Annotated in this window: 12 protein-coding genes; 5 read left to right on the top strand and 7 right to left on the bottom strand. The window is 61.4% G+C overall.

Going from position 1 to position 16,592, the window contains the following annotated elements:
- Window positions 1–89 precede the first annotated feature (89 nt).
- The 3 genes from M5G18_RS26100 to M5G18_RS26090 all read left to right on the top strand — a co-directional run bounded on the left by M5G18_RS26100 (window position 90) and on the right by M5G18_RS26090 (window position 6,137).
- Window positions 90–1,190, top strand: coding sequence for an efflux RND transporter periplasmic adaptor subunit (locus M5G18_RS26100; protein ID WP_007954740.1), 1,101 nt, complete (start codon window positions 90–92; stop codon window positions 1,188–1,190).
- A gap of 6 nt (window positions 1,191–1,196) precedes the next feature.
- Entirely contained in the window at window positions 1,197–4,265 is a 3,069-nt protein-coding gene (locus M5G18_RS26095) for an efflux RND transporter permease subunit (protein WP_273896368.1), read from the top strand.
- 477 nt (window positions 4,266–4,742) lie between these two features.
- On the top strand, window positions 4,743–6,137 hold the full coding sequence (locus M5G18_RS26090; RefSeq protein ID WP_273896369.1) for a Fic family protein: 1,395 nt from the start codon (window positions 4,743–4,745) through the stop codon (window positions 6,135–6,137).
- Here M5G18_RS26090 and M5G18_RS26085 read toward each other — a convergent pair.
- The 3 genes from M5G18_RS26085 to plsB are packed head-to-tail and all read right to left on the bottom strand — an operon-like array spanning window position 6,134 to window position 9,802.
- Window positions 6,134–6,823 carry a DUF4197 domain-containing protein gene (locus tag M5G18_RS26085; protein WP_273896370.1) on the bottom strand — a complete coding sequence of 230 codons (690 nt, stop codon included), beginning with the start codon at window positions 6,821–6,823 and terminating at the stop codon, window positions 6,134–6,136. The genes M5G18_RS26090 and M5G18_RS26085 overlap by 4 nt on opposite strands.
- 24 nt (window positions 6,824–6,847) lie before the next feature.
- Window positions 6,848–7,246, bottom strand: a complete 399-nt coding sequence (locus M5G18_RS26080; RefSeq protein WP_273896371.1) for a YbaY family lipoprotein — start codon at window positions 7,244–7,246, stop codon at window positions 6,848–6,850.
- A gap of 51 nt (window positions 7,247–7,297) precedes the next feature.
- On the bottom strand, window positions 7,298–9,802 hold the full coding sequence (plsB, locus tag M5G18_RS26075; RefSeq protein ID WP_273896372.1) for a glycerol-3-phosphate 1-O-acyltransferase PlsB: 2,505 nt from the start codon (window positions 9,800–9,802) through the stop codon (window positions 7,298–7,300).
- Window positions 9,803–10,039: 237 nt separating this feature from the next.
- Between plsB and M5G18_RS26070 the strand changes: the two genes are divergently transcribed.
- Window positions 10,040–10,249, top strand: coding sequence for a cold shock domain-containing protein (locus tag M5G18_RS26070; RefSeq protein WP_007954750.1), 210 nt, complete (start codon window positions 10,040–10,042; stop codon window positions 10,247–10,249).
- A gap of 137 nt (window positions 10,250–10,386) precedes the next feature.
- On the opposite strand, the gene M5G18_RS26065 is transcribed toward M5G18_RS26070, so the two are convergent.
- From M5G18_RS26065 to M5G18_RS26050, 4 genes are all read right to left on the bottom strand, one after another.
- On the bottom strand, window positions 10,387–10,764 hold the full coding sequence (locus M5G18_RS26065; RefSeq protein WP_085729795.1) for a hypothetical protein: 378 nt from the start codon (window positions 10,762–10,764) through the stop codon (window positions 10,387–10,389).
- Between the two features lie 75 nt (window positions 10,765–10,839).
- Entirely contained in the window at window positions 10,840–11,649 is an 810-nt protein-coding gene (locus M5G18_RS26060) for a putative RNA methyltransferase (protein WP_007954754.1), read from the bottom strand.
- Window positions 11,649–12,800, bottom strand: coding sequence for a succinyl-diaminopimelate desuccinylase (gene dapE, locus M5G18_RS26055; RefSeq protein WP_007954755.1), 1,152 nt, complete (start codon window positions 12,798–12,800; stop codon window positions 11,649–11,651). Before dapE ends, M5G18_RS26060 begins: the two co-directional genes overlap by 1 nt.
- A gap of 98 nt (window positions 12,801–12,898) precedes the next feature.
- Window positions 12,899–15,490, bottom strand: a complete 2,592-nt coding sequence (locus M5G18_RS26050; protein WP_273896373.1) for a glycosyltransferase — start codon at window positions 15,488–15,490, stop codon at window positions 12,899–12,901.
- Between the two features lie 274 nt (window positions 15,491–15,764).
- Here M5G18_RS26050 and tcdA point away from each other — a divergent pair, with 274 nt between their 5' ends.
- Complete coding sequence (gene tcdA / locus M5G18_RS26045; protein WP_039769652.1) at window positions 15,765–16,583, top strand: tRNA cyclic N6-threonylcarbamoyladenosine(37) synthase TcdA; 819 nt, start codon at window positions 15,765–15,767, stop codon at window positions 16,581–16,583.
- Window positions 16,584–16,592: the final 9 nt, after the last annotated feature.

The raw sequence follows: 16,592 nt of genomic DNA, 5'->3' as shown, positions 1-16,592 counted from the left end.
GCTTTTAATACTGGACTGGTGAGTTTGCTATTAATAACATACCGGCCAGTATAATTATTCCAAGCCTCCTTAGCGAAAGGTCCTTCACCATGTTCCGCCATGCGTTGTCCTTTGCGGTGCCAGTCAGTCTGGCGTTTTTATTGTCGGCATGTGGCAAGGAAGAGGTGACGCAAGTCAGCGTGCGACCGGCCATGGTGGTGCAGCCAGAGCCTTCGGCGCAGGCGATGGAAAGTTATCCGGGCGAGGTTCGCGCCCGCTACGAACCCGATCTGGCGTTCCGCATCGGCGGCAAAGTCAGCCGACGACTGGTCGAGGAAGGCCAGCGCGTGAAGGCCGATCAACCGCTGGCCGAACTCGATCCGCAGGATGTACGCCTGCAACTGGAAGCGACCCGGGCCCAGGTCGCGGCCGCCGAAGCCAACCTGAATCTGGTGCGCGCCGAGCGAGACCGCTACAAGACCCTGATGGAACGGCAGATGGTCAGCCGCTCGGCCTACGACAATGCCGAGAACCTCTACCGCTCCGGCGAAGCGCGCCTCAAACAGATCAAAGCCGAATTCAACGTCTCGACCAATCAGGCCAGTTACGCCGTGTTGCGCGCGCCGCAGGATGGCGTGGTGGCCAAGCGTTCGGTGGAAGTCGGGCAAGTGGTCGCCGCCGGGCAGACCGTTTTCACCCTCGCCACTGATGGCGAACGGGAAGTGCTGATCAGCCTGCCGGAGCAGAGCTTCGGCCGCTTCAAGGTCGGCCAGCCGGTCTCGGTGGAGCTGTGGACGCAACAGAACCAGCGCTTCGCCGGGCAGATCCGCGAGCTGTCGCCGGCCGCCGACCCGAAATCCCGCACCTTCGCCGCACGCATTTCGTTCACCTCCGGCAAGGTCCCGGCAGAACTGGGCCAGAGCGCCCGGGTCTTCGTGCAGACCGCCGATGTCATCCCGCTGTCGGTGCCGCTCTCGGCGCTGACGGCCGAAAACGGCGCGACCTACGTCTGGGTCGTCAGCGCCAACAACACTCTGAAAAAGACTCCGGTGCGCACCGGCCCGTTCGGTGAGAAAACCGTGCCGGTGCTCGAAGGCCTGAACGCCAGCGACTGGGTGGTCGCCGCCGGCGTTCACGTGCTGCTGGAAGGGCAGCAAGTGCGTCCGGTGGATCGCTCCAACCGCGTGGTCAATCTGGCGGACAAGGAGTAATCCCCGATGGGTTTCAATCTTTCCGCCTGGGCGCTGCGCAATCGCCAGATCGTACTGTTCCTGATGCTTTTGCTGGCGATCGTCGGCGCCTTGTCCTACACCAAGCTCGGCCAGAGTGAAGACCCGCCGTTCACCTTCAAGGCGATGGTCATTCAGACCCGATGGCCCGGCGCCACGGCGCAGGAAGTCTCGCGCCAGGTCACCGAGCGCATCGAAAAGAAACTGATGGAAACCGGCGAGTACGAGCGGATTGTTTCGTTCTCGCGCCCCGGTGAATCCCAGGTCACGTTCATTGCCCGCGACTCCATGCATTCGGTGGAGATTCCGGATCTCTGGTATCAGGTGCGCAAGAAGGTCAGCGACATTCGCCAGACCCTGCCGCCGGGCATTCAGGGGCCGTTTTTCAACGATGAGTTCGGCACCACCTTCGGCAATATCTATGCGCTGACCGGCGACGGTTTCGACTACGCGGTGCTCAAGGATTACGCCGACCGCATCCAGATCCAGCTGCAACGGGTCAAGGATGTGGGCAAGGTTGATCTGCTTGGTTTGCAGGACGAGAAGATCTGGGTCGAACTGTCCAACGTCAAACTCGCCACCCTCGGTTTGCCATTGGCGGCGGTTCAGCAGGCGCTGGAAGAACAGAACGCGGTGTCCACCGCCGGCTTCTTCGAAACCGGCAGCGAGCGATTGCAGCTACGGGTTTCGGGGAATTTTCAGACAGTCGACGAGATCAAGAACTTCCCGATCCGGGTCGGTGATCGTACGTTCCGCATCTCCGATGTCGCCGACGTGCGGCGCGGTTTCAACGATCCTCCGGCACCGCGCATGCGCTTTATGGCCGAAGACGCCATCGGTCTTGCGGTGGCGATGAAGGATGGCGGCGACATTCTGGTGCTGGGCAAGGCCCTGGAAATCGAGTTCGCCCGGATCCAGAAAAACCTGCCGGCCGGCATGCAGTTGCGCAAGGTCTCCGATCAGCCCGCCGCCGTGAAAACCGGCGTCGGAGAGTTCGTCCAGGTGCTGGTCGAAGCGTTGGCCATCGTGTTGCTGGTGAGCTTCTTCTCCCTCGGCGTGCGCACCGGCATGGTGGTGGCGCTGACCATTCCGCTGGTGCTGGCGATGACCTTCGCCTGCATGTATTACCTCGGCATCGGCCTGCACAAGATCTCCCTCGGTGCGCTGGTGCTGGCGCTGGGCTTGCTGGTGGACGACGCGATCATCGCCGTGGAAATGATGGCGATCAAAATGGAGCAGGGTTTCGACCGGATCAAGGCCGCCAGTTACGCCTGGACCAGCACCGCGTTCCCGATGCTCACCGGTACGCTGATCACTGCGGCAGGCTTTCTGCCGATTGCCACGGCGCAGTCCGGCACTGGCGAATACACCCGCTCGATCTTCCAGGTGGTGACCATCGCCTTGCTTGCATCGTGGGTAGCGGCCGTGGTGTTCGTGCCGTATCTGGGGGAAAAACTCCTGCCGGATCTGGCGAAAATTCATGCAGCCAAACACGGTACGGCTGACGGCCAGACCGATCCCTATGGCACGCCGTTCTACCAGCGGGTGCGGCGTCTGGTGGAGTGGTGCGTGCGTCGGCGCAAAACCGTGATCGTGCTCACCGTGCTGCTGTTCGTGGCGTCAGTGGCGTTGTTCCGGTTCGTGCCGCAGCAGTTCTTCCCGGCCTCCGGGCGACTGGAGCTGATGGTCGATCTGAAGCTTGCCGAGGGCGCCTCGCTGGCCAATACCACGGGTGAGGTCAAACGGCTGGAAGCGATGCTCAAGGATCACGCCGGCATCGACAACTATGTCGCTTACGTCGGCACCGGTTCGCCGCGTTTCTACCTGCCGCTGGATCAACAGCTGCCGGCGGCGAGTTTCGCCCAGTTTGTCGTGCTGGCGAAAACCATTGAGGAGCGCGAAGCGCTGCGTACGTGGCTGATCGACACGTTGAACGAGCAGTTCCCGTCCCTGCGCTCGCGGGTCACGCGTCTGGAGAACGGTCCTCCGGTCGGTTACCCGGTGCAGTTCCGCGTCACTGGCGAGCACATCGAAGAAGTCCGGGCTCTGGCGCGCAAGGTCGCGGCCAAGGTGCGTGAGAACCCGCATGTGGTGAACGTGCATCTGGACTGGGAAGAGCCGAGCAAGGTCGTGTACCTGAACATTGATCAGGATCGCGCCCGGGCGTTGGGCGTGAGCACGGCGAATCTGGCGAAATTCCTCCAGAGTTCGCTGACCGGCTCCAGCGTCAGCCAGTACCGCGAGGACAACGAGCTGATCGAAATCCTCCTGCGCGGCACCGTGCACGAGCGCACCGAACTGTCGTTGCTGCCGAGTCTGGCGGTGCCGACCGACAACGGTCGCAGCGTTGCGCTGTCGCAGATTGCCACGCTGGAATATGGCTTCGAGGAAGGCATCATCTGGCACCGCAATCGTCTGCCGAACGTGACCGTACGCGCGGACATCTATGGCAAGGAGCAGCCGGCGACGCTGGTGAAGCAGATCATGCCGACGCTTGATCCGATCCGTGCCGAATTGCCGGACGGCTATCTGCTGGATGTCGGCGGTACGGTGGAGGATTCGGAGCGTGGGCAGAAGTCGGTGAACGCCGGGGTGCCGATGTTCATTGTCGTGGTGCTGACGTTGCTGATGGTGCAGTTGCGCAGTTTTTCGCGCACGGCGATGGTGTTTCTGACGGCGCCGCTGGGGTTGATCGGGGTGACGCTGTTTCTGCTGGTGTTCCGTCAGCCGTTCGGGTTTGTGGCGATGCTCGGGACGATCGCGCTGTCGGGGATGATCATGCGTAACTCGGTGATTCTGGTGGATCAGATCGAGCAGGATATTGCGGCGGGGCTCAAGCCCTGGCAGGCGATTATCGAGGCGACCGTGCGGCGGTTCAGGCCGATTGTGTTGACGGCTTTGGCGGCGGTGCTGGCGATGATTCCGCTTTCTCGCAGTGTGTTTTTTGGGCCGATGGCGGTGGCGATTATGGGGGGGTTGATTGTGGCTACTGCTTTGACGCTTTTGTTTTTGCCGGCGTTGTATGCGGCTTGGTTCAGGGTTCGCAAGGAGGCTTGAGGCTGTTTGAGCTTGGCGGCCTTCGGGCCGACCATGCTCTGGGGGTTCTTTGTGAATATCCGTTTCTTTGGGTGTTGCGGCTGGCGGTTTCGCCCTTACGGCGAGTCCCTTTTGCAAACGCCCAAAAGGAACCAAAACGCTGGGCCCCGGCGTTCTGCCCCTCGCTGGGGCTCGGGGTTTCCTTCATCCGGTTTGCTTCGCTGCACCTCCTCTCGATGTGTTCGACTTCGTCGAACGGCGCTGCGCGCCTACCCCCGGATAAATCCCTCCACTCAGCCGGCCGAAGGGGCCGGCACGTCAAAAGCGTTACTCGAGCTAACGCTCATCGTGGTTTTTGTTGGCCGATACTGATTATTGGTTTTGGTGTAGGAGGGGGTGTTGTCTCCTACAAGTTTTTCAGACGCCTCCGATATTGAGTCGCTGTGTTGGCGGTGCTGTACTCGAGGCTGTTTTTTAGCCTTGTTTGAGTCCGCTTTGATGAAGAAACCGCCGGTATTGAAGGGTCGGGCCGATCCGGTCTTTGAGTTGTTGATGCGCGCGCCTCACAAGCAGCGTCTGGCGGATTATCTTGCGTTGCTCAAGCCGCTGGATGATCAGGGGCGTTATCTGCCTTTTGAGGACTTGCGGTATCGCTGGGCCAGCGGGCTGGATTCGCGTTTGTGTTGGGCGTTGGTCAAGAAGGCGCGGGTCGCTCAGTACATTCATCTTCTGCCGCTGGGGGAACCGGCGCAGTGGGGGAAGTTTGTGCCGACGCCCACCGCGCAGAAGGCCCTTTCAGTGGTTGATCGGCAAACCACGACGGCGTCGCTGGAGTACATGACCAGCCAGATAGGCGAGCGGGCGCATTTCAGTTATTTGCTCAACGATCTGATCGAGGATGAGGCGATCAGCAGCAGTCAGCTTGAGGGCGCCGCGACCACTACCCGTGTTGCCAAGGACATGCTCAAGCAACGGCGTCAGCCGCGGACGCCGGATGAGCGGATGGTCATGGGTAATTACCGGATGATGAATTTCGCCTGGGAAAAGCGTTACGAGCCATTGAGCGTGGAGTTGATTGCGTCGATCCATCGAGTTGGTGTCGAAGGCATTGATGACGAGCAGTATGACCCCGGGCTTTTCAGGATCAACGATGAAGTGGTAGTGCAGGACGGCGAAGGGAATACCGTGCACTCGCCACCGCCTGCCGCCGGATTGGTGAGGCGACTGGATTTGCTCTCGCAGTGGATCAATCAACCACAGGGTTCACCTCGGCAAAAAAACTACCTGCATCCGCTGATCAAGGCGATCACGCTGCACTTTGCCCTGGGTTACGAACATCCGTTTCGCGACGGCAACGGGCGGGTCGCCAGGGCTCTGTTTTACTGGTTCATGTTCAAGCATGAGTTTTCGGCGTTCCGTTATATCGCGATCAGTCTTTTACTGCGCAACGCGCCGGTGAAGTACGGGCGGTCGTATTTGCACAGCGAAGCCGATGAGCTCGATCTGACGTACTTCATCGAGTTTCAGTGCTCGGTGATTCTGCGGGCGGTGGAGGGGTTTACCGATGTGTATCGCAAGAGTGTGGCGTACAGCGAAGACTTCGAGCACTGGCTGACCTGTTCGGGTTTTTTTGATCGGCTGACAGAGCGGCAGCGAGCGATTTATCAGGTGGCCAGAAGCGGGGTGGCGAAGGAGTTCACGGCGGGGAACGTCAAGGAGCACCTTGGTTGTGCCTACAACACAGCGGTGTCGGCGTTGAGCGGGTTAGTTGAGCTGCAGGTTTTCGAGAAGAAGAAAATGGGGCGCGAGTGGGTGTACTTTTTACGTGTATCTGCTGGTGGCGGATTAAACAACGGGAGTGAGACAGCTCACTCCCGTGTCGTGTTGGCTTAGAGCGTACCAAACACTTTTTTCGCCAGACTCGTCGCCGCAGCGGCCGGGTTCTTGCGGATGGTTTCTTCCTGTTTGCCGATCATTTCGAACAGGCCGTTGAGCGCTTGTTCGGTCACGTAGCTTTCGATATTGGCGCTCTTCGCATCCACCACGCCGAAGGTCGCGGCTTGGCCTGCGAAGGCGTTGTATTTCTGGGCTACGCCTACCTTGTCGGTCGCCTGTTTGACGATGGGCAGGAACTTGGTGCGGATCTGTTCGCGGCTGGATTTGTCCAGGTATTGGGTGGCGGAATCGTTGCCGCCGCTGAGGATGCTTTTGGCGTCTTCCACGCTCATTTTCTTCACGGCGTCGACGAGGATCGGCTGGGCCTGGGTGACGGCGGTTTCCGCGGCCTTGTTCATGGCGGTTTCGAGTTCGTCGACCTGGGCGCCCATGCCGAAGGCTTTCATCTTGCCGGCGACTTTGCCGAGTTTGCCCGGCAGTTCGATTTTCACGTCCGGGTTGTTGCTGAAGCCGCCCGGGGTGCCGAGTTGTTTGACGGCCAGTTGTGCGCCCTGGGTCAGGGCGTCCTTGAGGCCGCCGGTGGCGTCGCCTTGCGACAGGTCGCTGAGGGACAGGGCCAGTGCATTGGCGGAGATCATCAGGCCCGCGCACAGGCCGGCGAAGCGAAGGGTAGGGCGGAGCATGGCGGCTTCCTTGTTCGGAGAGAGTTAGCGGGCAGCGTCGACGCGGATCTTCAGTGGCTGCGGATCCTTGCCATCAAGCTGCACGGCATGGTTTTCGGTGGTGATGAACATCAGCTCGCCGTTGACTTCAATGCGTGCGCTGACCGAATAGCGGTGGCCGGGTTTGACCTGGGCCGGATCGTAGCTCAAGTGGAACGGCAGCGGCACCTGGCCTTTGACCGGGCCTTTCTGTTCGTCGAGTACCACGGCCGGAGCGTCGGCCAGCGAAACATCCTGCAGGCTCACGCTCAAGGTCGCGCTTGGCGGCAGGGCGATGCGTTGCAGGTAGAACACTTCGCCGTCGAGGCTGACTTTGCCGGCCGGTGAGGTCGACTGGCAGGCGCTGATCAGCGTGGCGGCGGCGAGAAGGGAAAGTTTTTTCATCGGAGATCTCCGTATCGACGGCGCCAGAAGAAGCCTGGCGCCTGTAGGAATTTAGTCGCTTTGCACAGGGGCGGCGACCTGATCGGCTGCATCTTCGCTGCGATGCAGTGCCACCTGACGGATCGACAAGCGAATCTCCGCCGGCAACACCCTTTTGGCTGCGCCTTCGGCCAGTTCGCCGAGCAGTTCGTGGTAGCTCAACTTGCCGGCTTCGTCGCGACGCAGCACGTCGAGGTCGAGCATGGTCTGAATGAAGTGGCGGAACAGGCTCTTGTCGAAGAACTCCGGGGCGTTGAGGCCATGCAGGATCGACAGGCGCTGGGCCATGACCGTGCACAGGTCTTCCAGTTCTTCGGCGCTGATGGTGTTCTGGCCTGCGTTGAGCAGCAGGGAAACGGTCATGTAGAAGCGTTGCAGGGTCTGGGCGATGCTCTTCGACAGCAGGGTTAGCAGCACGAAATGCCGCGAGCTTGGCGCCGGGCGTAGGTAAACGTCTTTCTCGAAACGCAGCAGGCCTTGTTCGACGAACGCTTCCAGCCACTGATCGATCACTGCATCCAGTTCGTCCAGGGTCCAGCGGATGAACAGCTCTGATTGCAGGTACGGATACAGCGCGCGGGTGTAGCGCAGGATCTGTTCGCGGCTCATGCGCGAGGCACTCTGGAAGAAGCTCGCCAGCAGCGCCGGCAACGCGAAGATATGCAGCACGTTGTTGCGGTAGTAGGTCATCAGGACGGCGTTCTGCTCGTCCAGATACAGAATCTTGCCCAGCGCATCGTTCTGCTCGGACAGCAGATCCATGTCCTTCACGTGTTCGATCAGCGCGCGGCCATCGCCTTCCGGCAAGGTGGTGTGCGGCGAGTACGGGACTTTGCGCAGCAGCGCCAGGTACAGATCCAGCACCCGCGCCATGGCCCGATCATCGAGTGCCAGGCGAGTGGTCGACAGCAGCGCCAGCGCCACCAGGTTGACCGGATTGATCGCTGCCGCTTCGTTCAGGTGTTGTGCGACCTTCTCGCCGAGGCGGTTGGTGGTTTCGTTGAGCCAGGCCGGTTTGTACTGCGGGCCGAGTTCCTGCTGGCGCCAGTCCGGCTGTTCGCTGTCGAGGAATTCGGCGAGTTTGATCGGCTCGCCGAAGTTCACCGCCACCTGGCCGAAACGCTGCTTGAGCGCGCCGATGACTTTGAAGATGTCGAAGATCGATTCTTTCTTCTTGCTCGCACCGCGCAGTTCGCCGAGGTAGGTGCGGCCTTCGAGCACGCGCTCGTAACCGATGTACACCGGCACGAACACGATCGGCATCCGCGACGAACGCAGGAAGCTGCGCATCGTGATCGCGAGCATCCCGGTTTTCGGTTGCAGCATGCGCCCGGTACGCGAGCGACCGCCTTCGACGAAGTATTCGACCGGGAAACCTTTGGTGAACAGGGTGTGCAGGTATTCGTTGAACACCGAGGTGTACAGTGGATTGCCCTTGAACGTGCGGCGCATGAAGAACGCGCCGCCACGGCGCAGCAGGCTGCCGATCACCGGCATGTTGAGGTTGATGCCGGCGGCGATGTGCGGCGGGGTCAGGCCGTTGCGAAACAGCAAGTACGACAGCAGCAGGTAGTCGATGTGGCTGCGGTGGCACGGCACGTAGATCACTTCGTGACCTTGGGCGACCTTCTGCACGCCTTCGATGTGGTTGACCTTGATCCCGTCGTAGATCTTGTTCCAGAACCAGCTCAGCACCACTTCCAGAAAACGGATCGCGGTGTAGGTGTAGTCCGAGGCGATCTCGTTGCCGTAGCGCAGGGCCTGGGCCTTGGCTTTTTCCGGGGAAATGTTTTCGCGCTCGGCTTCATCGAGGATCGCTTGCTTGACCAGCGGCTGGTTGAGCAGGCCTTTGACCAGGTTGCGGCGGTGGGAAATGTCCGGGCCGATCACCGCAGCTTTCAGATTGCGGAAGTGCACCCGCAGGATCCGCTGGGCCATGCGCACGGTGCGTTCGTGGCCCTTGTTGTGTTCGATCAGTTCGCGCAGGTGGATCGGTGCGGAGAATTGCACGCGAGTCTTGCGCCCCAGAATCATGATGCTCAGCAGGCGACGCAGGCGCCCGGTGACGGCCCAGCTGTCGGCGAACAGCAATTTCCACGGGCTGTTTTCGCTGTCCGGCGACTGGCCCCAGAACACGCTGACCGGAATGATCTGCGCGTCTTCGGCAGCATTCTGGGTCAGGGCGCTGACCAGTCGGGTCAGGGTCGGCGGCGCACCGCGCTTGTCCTGGCGACCGAGCCAGTCCGGGTCCGGCGTCAGGTAGAAGAACGCCGCCGGTTCGATCAGCGAACCCACGGACACCGGCAGCACCGGGCGCGGCAGACCGGCCTTGGTGCACTCGGTGTCGACCACCGCCAGATCAGTCAGCGATGGATTTTGCAGGACGTAGAACACCGGACGACTGCGGTCGAGGTTGAGGGTGAACGACGACTGGTTGATCGTCTCGGAGCGAACCCAGAGATACAACAGTCGGCGCAAGGTGCCAAACACAAGACGGCGGAACGGGGAACGGGTCATACGGCTTCTGCGTGAGTGGATAAACCGAGCGTTTGCTCGGGCGGTCGACAGTTTGCCGGATTACTCGAAAATCGGCAAAAAAGCGGCGAAGTAATCTCCTGTTGAGAGTTTTGCCGCCTGTCATATACTCGGCGATCTGTCGCCGGGGCCCTTTTATGGACGTCGGACGCAGGCTGACGTTCCTCAAAGGCTTTCCTGCGAAAAGCCTGTTCAATAATAAAAAAGGAGTATGAACAGATGGCAACACGTGAAACCGGCAACGTGAAGTGGTTCAACGACGCCAAGGGCTACGGCTTCATTCAGCGCGAAGACGGGGTGGACGTGTTCGTGCACTACCGCGCGATCCGCGGCGAAGGCCACCGTTCGCTGACCGAGGGTCAGCAGGTTGAATACGCGGTGGTGGAAGGGCAGAAGGGGTTGCAGGCTGAAGACGTGGTCGGGTTGTAAACCGCACTCTTCGGATCCCCAAAAAACACTGTGGGAGCGGGCTTGCCCGCGAATGCGGTTTGTCAGCCATCTCTATTTTGGATGTGCCGCCGCCTTCGCGGGCAAGCCCGCTCCCACAGGTTTTGTGTACTGCTTTGTTATGCAGTTTTCCAGGTGATCTCTTCTTCACCGTCTTCGCTGATGCGAATCCAGCGATCTGCCGTCTCTTCGCCTTCTTCTTCAACCCACGTCCCCGGCGCGCAGCGCACCTCGACGTTCAGCGCGGCAAAGGCTGCGCGGGCGCAGGCGATGTCGTCGTCCCACGGCGTCTGGTCGCTTTCCAGGTACAGGCTGTTCCACTTGCCCACGGCTTTCGGCAGCCAGGTCACCGGGATGTTGCCGGCCTTGCACTTGTAAGTCTGGCCTTTCTGTACCCAGTCGCTGCACGGGCCGAGGGCGGCGCCCAGCCAGGCGGAAATGGCCTTGTGGTCGACGTCGGCGTCTTTCAGGTAAATCTCGATGTCCGGTTGGCGCATGGATGTCCTCACTGCGGGTCTGAAAAATCCATTCGCGGATTTAGCCGGCCCCGGGTCGTTGCCCGAGACCAAAAGTTATTGAAGAACGAAATAATCGTAGCGCATCGAGACAGTGGTCACGAACGGCTCGGGCTGTTCGATCACCGCCGCGCGGCGCTCGGCACTGGCGCGCCAGCCGTGGGGTGTCATCGCCAGCAGGTTGGCGCGATCCTCGGGCTTGTCCAGCGTCAGCTTGAATTCCAGGGTTTCACTGTGCGCCAGCGCCATGCCTTCCGGCACCAGGGCCAGGTGCTTGTCGTCGGTGTACTCGCGCACTTCGTCGTACAGACGTTCGCGCAGTTCCATCAGGTGGCCGCTGGTCGGGCCGACTTTCATCAGGCCGCCGCCAACACTGAGCAGACGCTTGGCTTCTTCCCAGTCCAGTGGACTGAAAACGCTGGCCAGAAACTGACAGCTGCCGGAAGCCAGTGGCACCCGGGCCATGCTCGCAATCAACCACGTCAGCGCCGGATTGCGTTTGCAGGCGCGTTTGACCGCTTCCTTCGAGATGTCCAGTGCGTAACCGTCAGCGTCGGGCAAAGCCTCGGCGATCTGCGCGGTGTAGTAACCCTCGCCACAACCGATATCGACCCAGCGCGCCGGCGCATAACCCGCCGCCAGTTCCGCCAGACGTTTGGCCACTGGCGCGTAATGCCCGGCGTTCAGGAAGTCTCGGCGGGCCTCGACCATCGCCTGATTGTCGCCGGGATCGCGGCTGTTCTTGTGCTGCACCGGCAGCAGGTTCAGATAACCCTGACGCGCGCGGTCGAAGCGGTGGCCGGCAGGGCAGACCACGCCGTTGTCCACCGCGTTCAGCGGTTCACTGCAGATCGGGCACGCGAGCATCAGGCGAGCAACTTGATCAGGGTCTGGTAGTAGATCTCGGTCAGCACGTCGAGATCGGCCGCCAGCACGCGCTCGTTGACCTGGTGGATGGTCGCGTTGACCGGGCCCAGTTCAACAACCTGGGTGCCCATGGTCGCGATGAAACGGCCATCGGAGGTGCCGCCGCTGGTGGACGCCTTGGTCTCGCGGCCGGTGATCTGCTTGATGCTCGACGACACCGCGTCGAGCAGCGCGCCCGGCTCGGTGAGGAACGGCAGACCGGACAGCGCCCAGTCGATGTGCCAGTCCAGGCCGTGCTTGTCGAGGATGTCGGCGACGCGCTTCTGCAGACCTTCAACGGTCGATTCGGTGGAGAAACGGAAGTTGAACAACGCCACCAGATCGCCCGGAATCACGTTGGTCGCGCCGGTGCCGGAGTTGACGTTGGAAATCTGGAAACTGGTTGGCGGGAAGAAATCGTTACCGTGATCCCAATGTTCGGCGGCCAGTTCGGCCAAGGCCGGGGCGGCGAGGTGGATCGGGTTCTTCGCCAGGTGCGGATAGGCCACGTGGCCCTGCACGCCGCGCACGGTCAGTTTGGCACCGAGGGAGCCGCGACGACCGTTCTTCACCACGTCGCCCACCAGCGTGGTGCTCGACGGTTCGCCGACGATGCACCAGTCCAGACGCTCGTTACGGGCTGCCAGACGCTCGACCACGGCCTTGGTGCCGTGATGCGCCGGGCCTTCTTCGTCGCTGGTGATCAGGAACGCGACCTTGCCCTTGTGATCCGGGTAGTCGGCGACAAAACGCTCGGCTGCCACAGTCATCGAGGCCAGGCTGCCTTTCATGTCCGCCGCGCCACGGCCGCAAAGCATGCCGTGCTCGTCGATCACTGCGTTGAACGGGTCGATCTGCCAGGCGGTCACCGGGCCGGTCGGCACCACGTCGGTGTGGCCGGCGAAGCACAGCACCGGGCCGTCGCCTTTACCGTGAGTCGCCCAGAAGTTATCCACATCTTCGATGCGCATCGGTTCCAGCTGGAAACCGGCATCGCCCAGGCGCTGCATCATCTGCTTCTGGCAATCGGCGTCGACCGGCGTCACGGACGGACGGCGGATCAGGTCGATGGCGAGTTGAAGGGTCGGCGAAAGGTCGGCGTGGGCCGTCATGGAAAACTCCGAAAGCTGGGGGGCAAGGCGCGCAAAATGGCGGTTATCTTAAAGCAAAACGGCGACCATTGGCCGCCGTTTAGTGCATCCGGAAGGATTTAGACCACCGGTGCCGGTTCAGGCGCAGCCGTTGGTTTTGGCAGCGACGACAGGAACGCCATGATCAGCGCCGCCACGTACGGCAGCGACTGCACCAGCAGCATGGCCACCCAGAAGCGCATGTCGTTGCTCGGAATCCCCTGTACCAGGAAGATCCCCAACGCCGCGCCCCACAACAGCAGCATGATGAACAGCTCTTCCCGGGCCTCGGAAATCGCCACCCAGAAGCCATGGTTGTCGGCGTTTTTCGGGGTGCGGAAGAACGGAATGCTGCTGGTGAAGAAGCCGTACAGCACCGCTTTGGCGATGGTGTGCGACAACGCCAGGCCGGCCAGTGCCGCGCAGAACGCATCCTTCAGGTTCACGCCCACGGCGCGACGGTAGAGGAAGATGATCTTGCCGACCTTGAACACGAACAGCGCCAGCGGCGGGATCGCGAAAATCAGCAGCGGTGGGTCGACCCGTTGCGGCACGATGATCATCGCCGCCGACCACAACAGCGCGCCGACGGTGAAGAAGATGTTCATGCCGTCCGCGACCCACGGCAGCCAGCCCGCGAGGAAGTGGTAACGCTGGCCGCGCGTCAGTTCGGTGTCCTTGCCGCGCAGCAGGCTGCGGGTGTGACGCTTGATGATCTGGATCGCACCGTAGGCCCAGCGGAAACGCTGTTTCTTGAAGTCGATGAAGGTGTCCGGCATCAGACCCTTGCCGTAACTGTCGTGGTAATACGCCGCCGACAGGCCTTTCTCGAATACCCGCAGGCCGAGTTCGGCGTCTTCACAGATGCACCAGTCGGCCCAGCCCAGTTCTTCCAGAACCGAACGGCGGGTCATGGTCATGGTGCCGTGCTGGATGATCGCGTCGCGGTCGTTGCGGGTGACCATGCCGATGTGGAAGAAGCCTTTGTATTCGGCGTAGCAGAGCTTCTTGAAGGTGCTTTCGTTCTGGTCGCGATAGTCCTGCGGCGACTGCACCACGGCGATTTTCGGGTCGGCGAAGTGCGGCACCATGTGCTTGAGCCAGTTCGGGTGCACGCAGTAGTCGGAGTCGATCACCGCGATCACTTCGGCGTCCTTGGCGGTGTGCGGGATCAGGTAGTTCAGCGCGCCGCCCTTGAAACCGGCCAGGGGCGAGACGTGGAAGAACTTGAAGCGCGGGCCGAGGGTTTCGCAGTAGTCGCGCACCGGTTCCCAGACCGCCGGATCCTTGGTGTTGTTGTCGATGATCAGGACTTCGAAGTCCGGATAATCGAGGTTGGCCAGGGCGTTGAGGGTCTGTTTGACCATCTCCGGCGGCTCGTTGTAGCAGGGCACGTGGATCGAGACTTTCGGCCGGTAGTCGGAATCGCCGACCACCGGCAGGAATTCACGGCGACGCTTGTGAATCCACACCGCTTCGGCCAGTTCGTGGGCCTCGGTCAACAATACGATGAACACCCCGAGCGCACCGAGCGCCAGCAGGAAACCCACCGTCAGGCTGAACCACGTGCTGTATTGCTGGCTGTAGTCATAACCGATCCACACCAGCACCGAACCGCACAGGAACGCGATAAAGGTCAGGAAGGTACGGCCGCGCTGACGCAGGGCCGAGCCGTCGATCATCAGCAGGGTCAGCGACAACAGCGCCAGCACCACCGAGCCGATGGCCAGCACACGCCATTGCGGGATCGCCACCACCGGGCCTTCGAAGTTGAATTTCTGCTGGCGCGCGGCGTTGAACACGCCCCAGTAAGCGCCGACCGAGCCTTCGTCGCTGGCTTTCCACGGCTGGTCAAACGCTTCGATCACGAAGTAGTTGAAGCCCTGACGGTTGAGTTTGTTGACCAGCGTGCGCAGGTAGATCGCCTGATCCGCCGGCGACGCATCGGCGCCACCACGCATGCGACCGTTGCTCGGCCAGCCCACTTCGGACAGCAGCAGCGGCTTTTTCGGGAACATCTTTTTCAGGTCGCGGGCGCGGTCGAAAACGAACTGCCCGGCCTTGTCCACCGGAATGAATTCCCAGTACGGCAGCACGTGCGCGGCGATCAGGTCGACGTGCTTGGCCAGTTCCGGGTGCTCTTCCCAGACGTGCCACTGTTCGGAGGTGGTCACCGGCACTTTTACGGCCGCGCGCACGCGGTCGAGCAACACGCTGAGTTGTTCGGCGGTGATTTCCTTGCGGAAGATCGCTTCGTTACCGACCACTACCCGAACCACGCTGCGCGAAGTGTTGGCCAGTTCGATGGCGCGGGTGATTTCCCGCTCGTTGCGCTCCTGGTCGGGGCTGATCCAGATCCCCAGGGTCACGCGAAGACCGAATTCTTCCGCCAGTTTCGGGATGTCCTGCAGGGAACCGTCGACCGAGTAGATGCGGATGTTGTCCGTCAGCTTGCTCATGATCTCCAGGTCGCGGCGCATTTCATCGTCGGACGGATACTGATCCTTCTGTGGGAACTGTCCCTGCTGGAACGGTGAATAGGAGAAACCGGAGATCTGCTCCGGCCAGTTCGGCGCGGAGACGGGGCGGTTGATCAGCGCCCAGAAACCGGTGAACAGGGCGGCGATTGCCAGAACCACCACCAGGTTGAGTCCAAATTTACGCGATGACATAGCTGTGTCGGGTTCCAAAGGCTGTGGAACGAAGGGTCGGCTGGTTGACGCCAAGAGGGCGCGCATCCTACACCGGCAGTTCGCCTAGTCCTACAAGAGACAGGGAAATGCCGGACGTTGGGCAATCCAACCTGACTTAAGTTCTTTCGTTTCAGCGTGTAAGACAAATCTTTGTTACGTGCAGCTTTAATTAAAGCAGGCGCGTTCGCCGTTCATAGCGCAAAGATGCTCTTGGCCGCCGACGGCCCTATAATGCGCGCCGGTTTTTAGGGTAATGGTCATGAGTACAGAAGATCCGCGGTTTGCAGGCATCGCCCGTTTGTATGGCATCGAGGGCCTCGAGCGCCTGCGCGCAGCCCACGTGGCGATTGTCGGCGTTGGCGGCGTTGGTTCCTGGGCGGCGGAAGCCATGGCCCGTTGCGGGGTGGGCGAGATTTCGCTGTTCGACCTCGACGACGTCTGCGTCAGCAACGCCAACCGCCAGCTGCACGCGCTGGACAGCACCGTCGGCAAACCCAAGGTCGAGGTCATGGCCGAGCGTCTGCGCGGGATCAACCCGGACTGCAAGGTGCACGCCGTGGCGGACTTCGTCACCCGCGACACCATGGCCGAATACATCACGCCGAACATCGACTGCGTGATCGACTGCATCGATGCGGTCAACGCCAAGGCCGCGCTGATCGCCTGGTGCAAGCGCCGCAAGATCCAGATCATCACCACCGGTGGGGCGGGCGGGCAGATCGATCCGACGTTGATTCAGGTCTGCGACCTCAACCGCACCTTCAACGATCCACTGGCCTCGAAAGTGCGCTCTACGTTACGCCGCGACTACGGCTTCTCGCGTACCGTGACTCGCCATTACAGCGTGCCGTGCGTGTTCTCCACTGAGCAACTGCGCTATCCGAAACCGGACGGCAGCATCTGCTTGCAGAAGAGTTTTGTCGGCGACGGTGTGAAGCTGGACTGCGCTGGTGGATTTGGCGCGGTGATGATGGTGACGGCGACGTTCGGCATGGTCGCGGCGACCAAGGCCGTGGACAAGATTGTGGCGGGCGTCCGGCGCCCGGCGGATCGGGTCAAGCCTCAGGCCTGAAGTACAGGG

Origin of the sequence: Pseudomonas aphyarum (assembly GCF_028657055.1) — a bacterium.
Classification (GTDB): domain Bacteria; phylum Pseudomonadota; class Gammaproteobacteria; order Pseudomonadales; family Pseudomonadaceae; genus Aquipseudomonas; species Aquipseudomonas aphyarum.
Note: the sequence above shows the minus strand (reverse complement) of the source record. Positions and strands in the feature narration are given on the sequence as shown.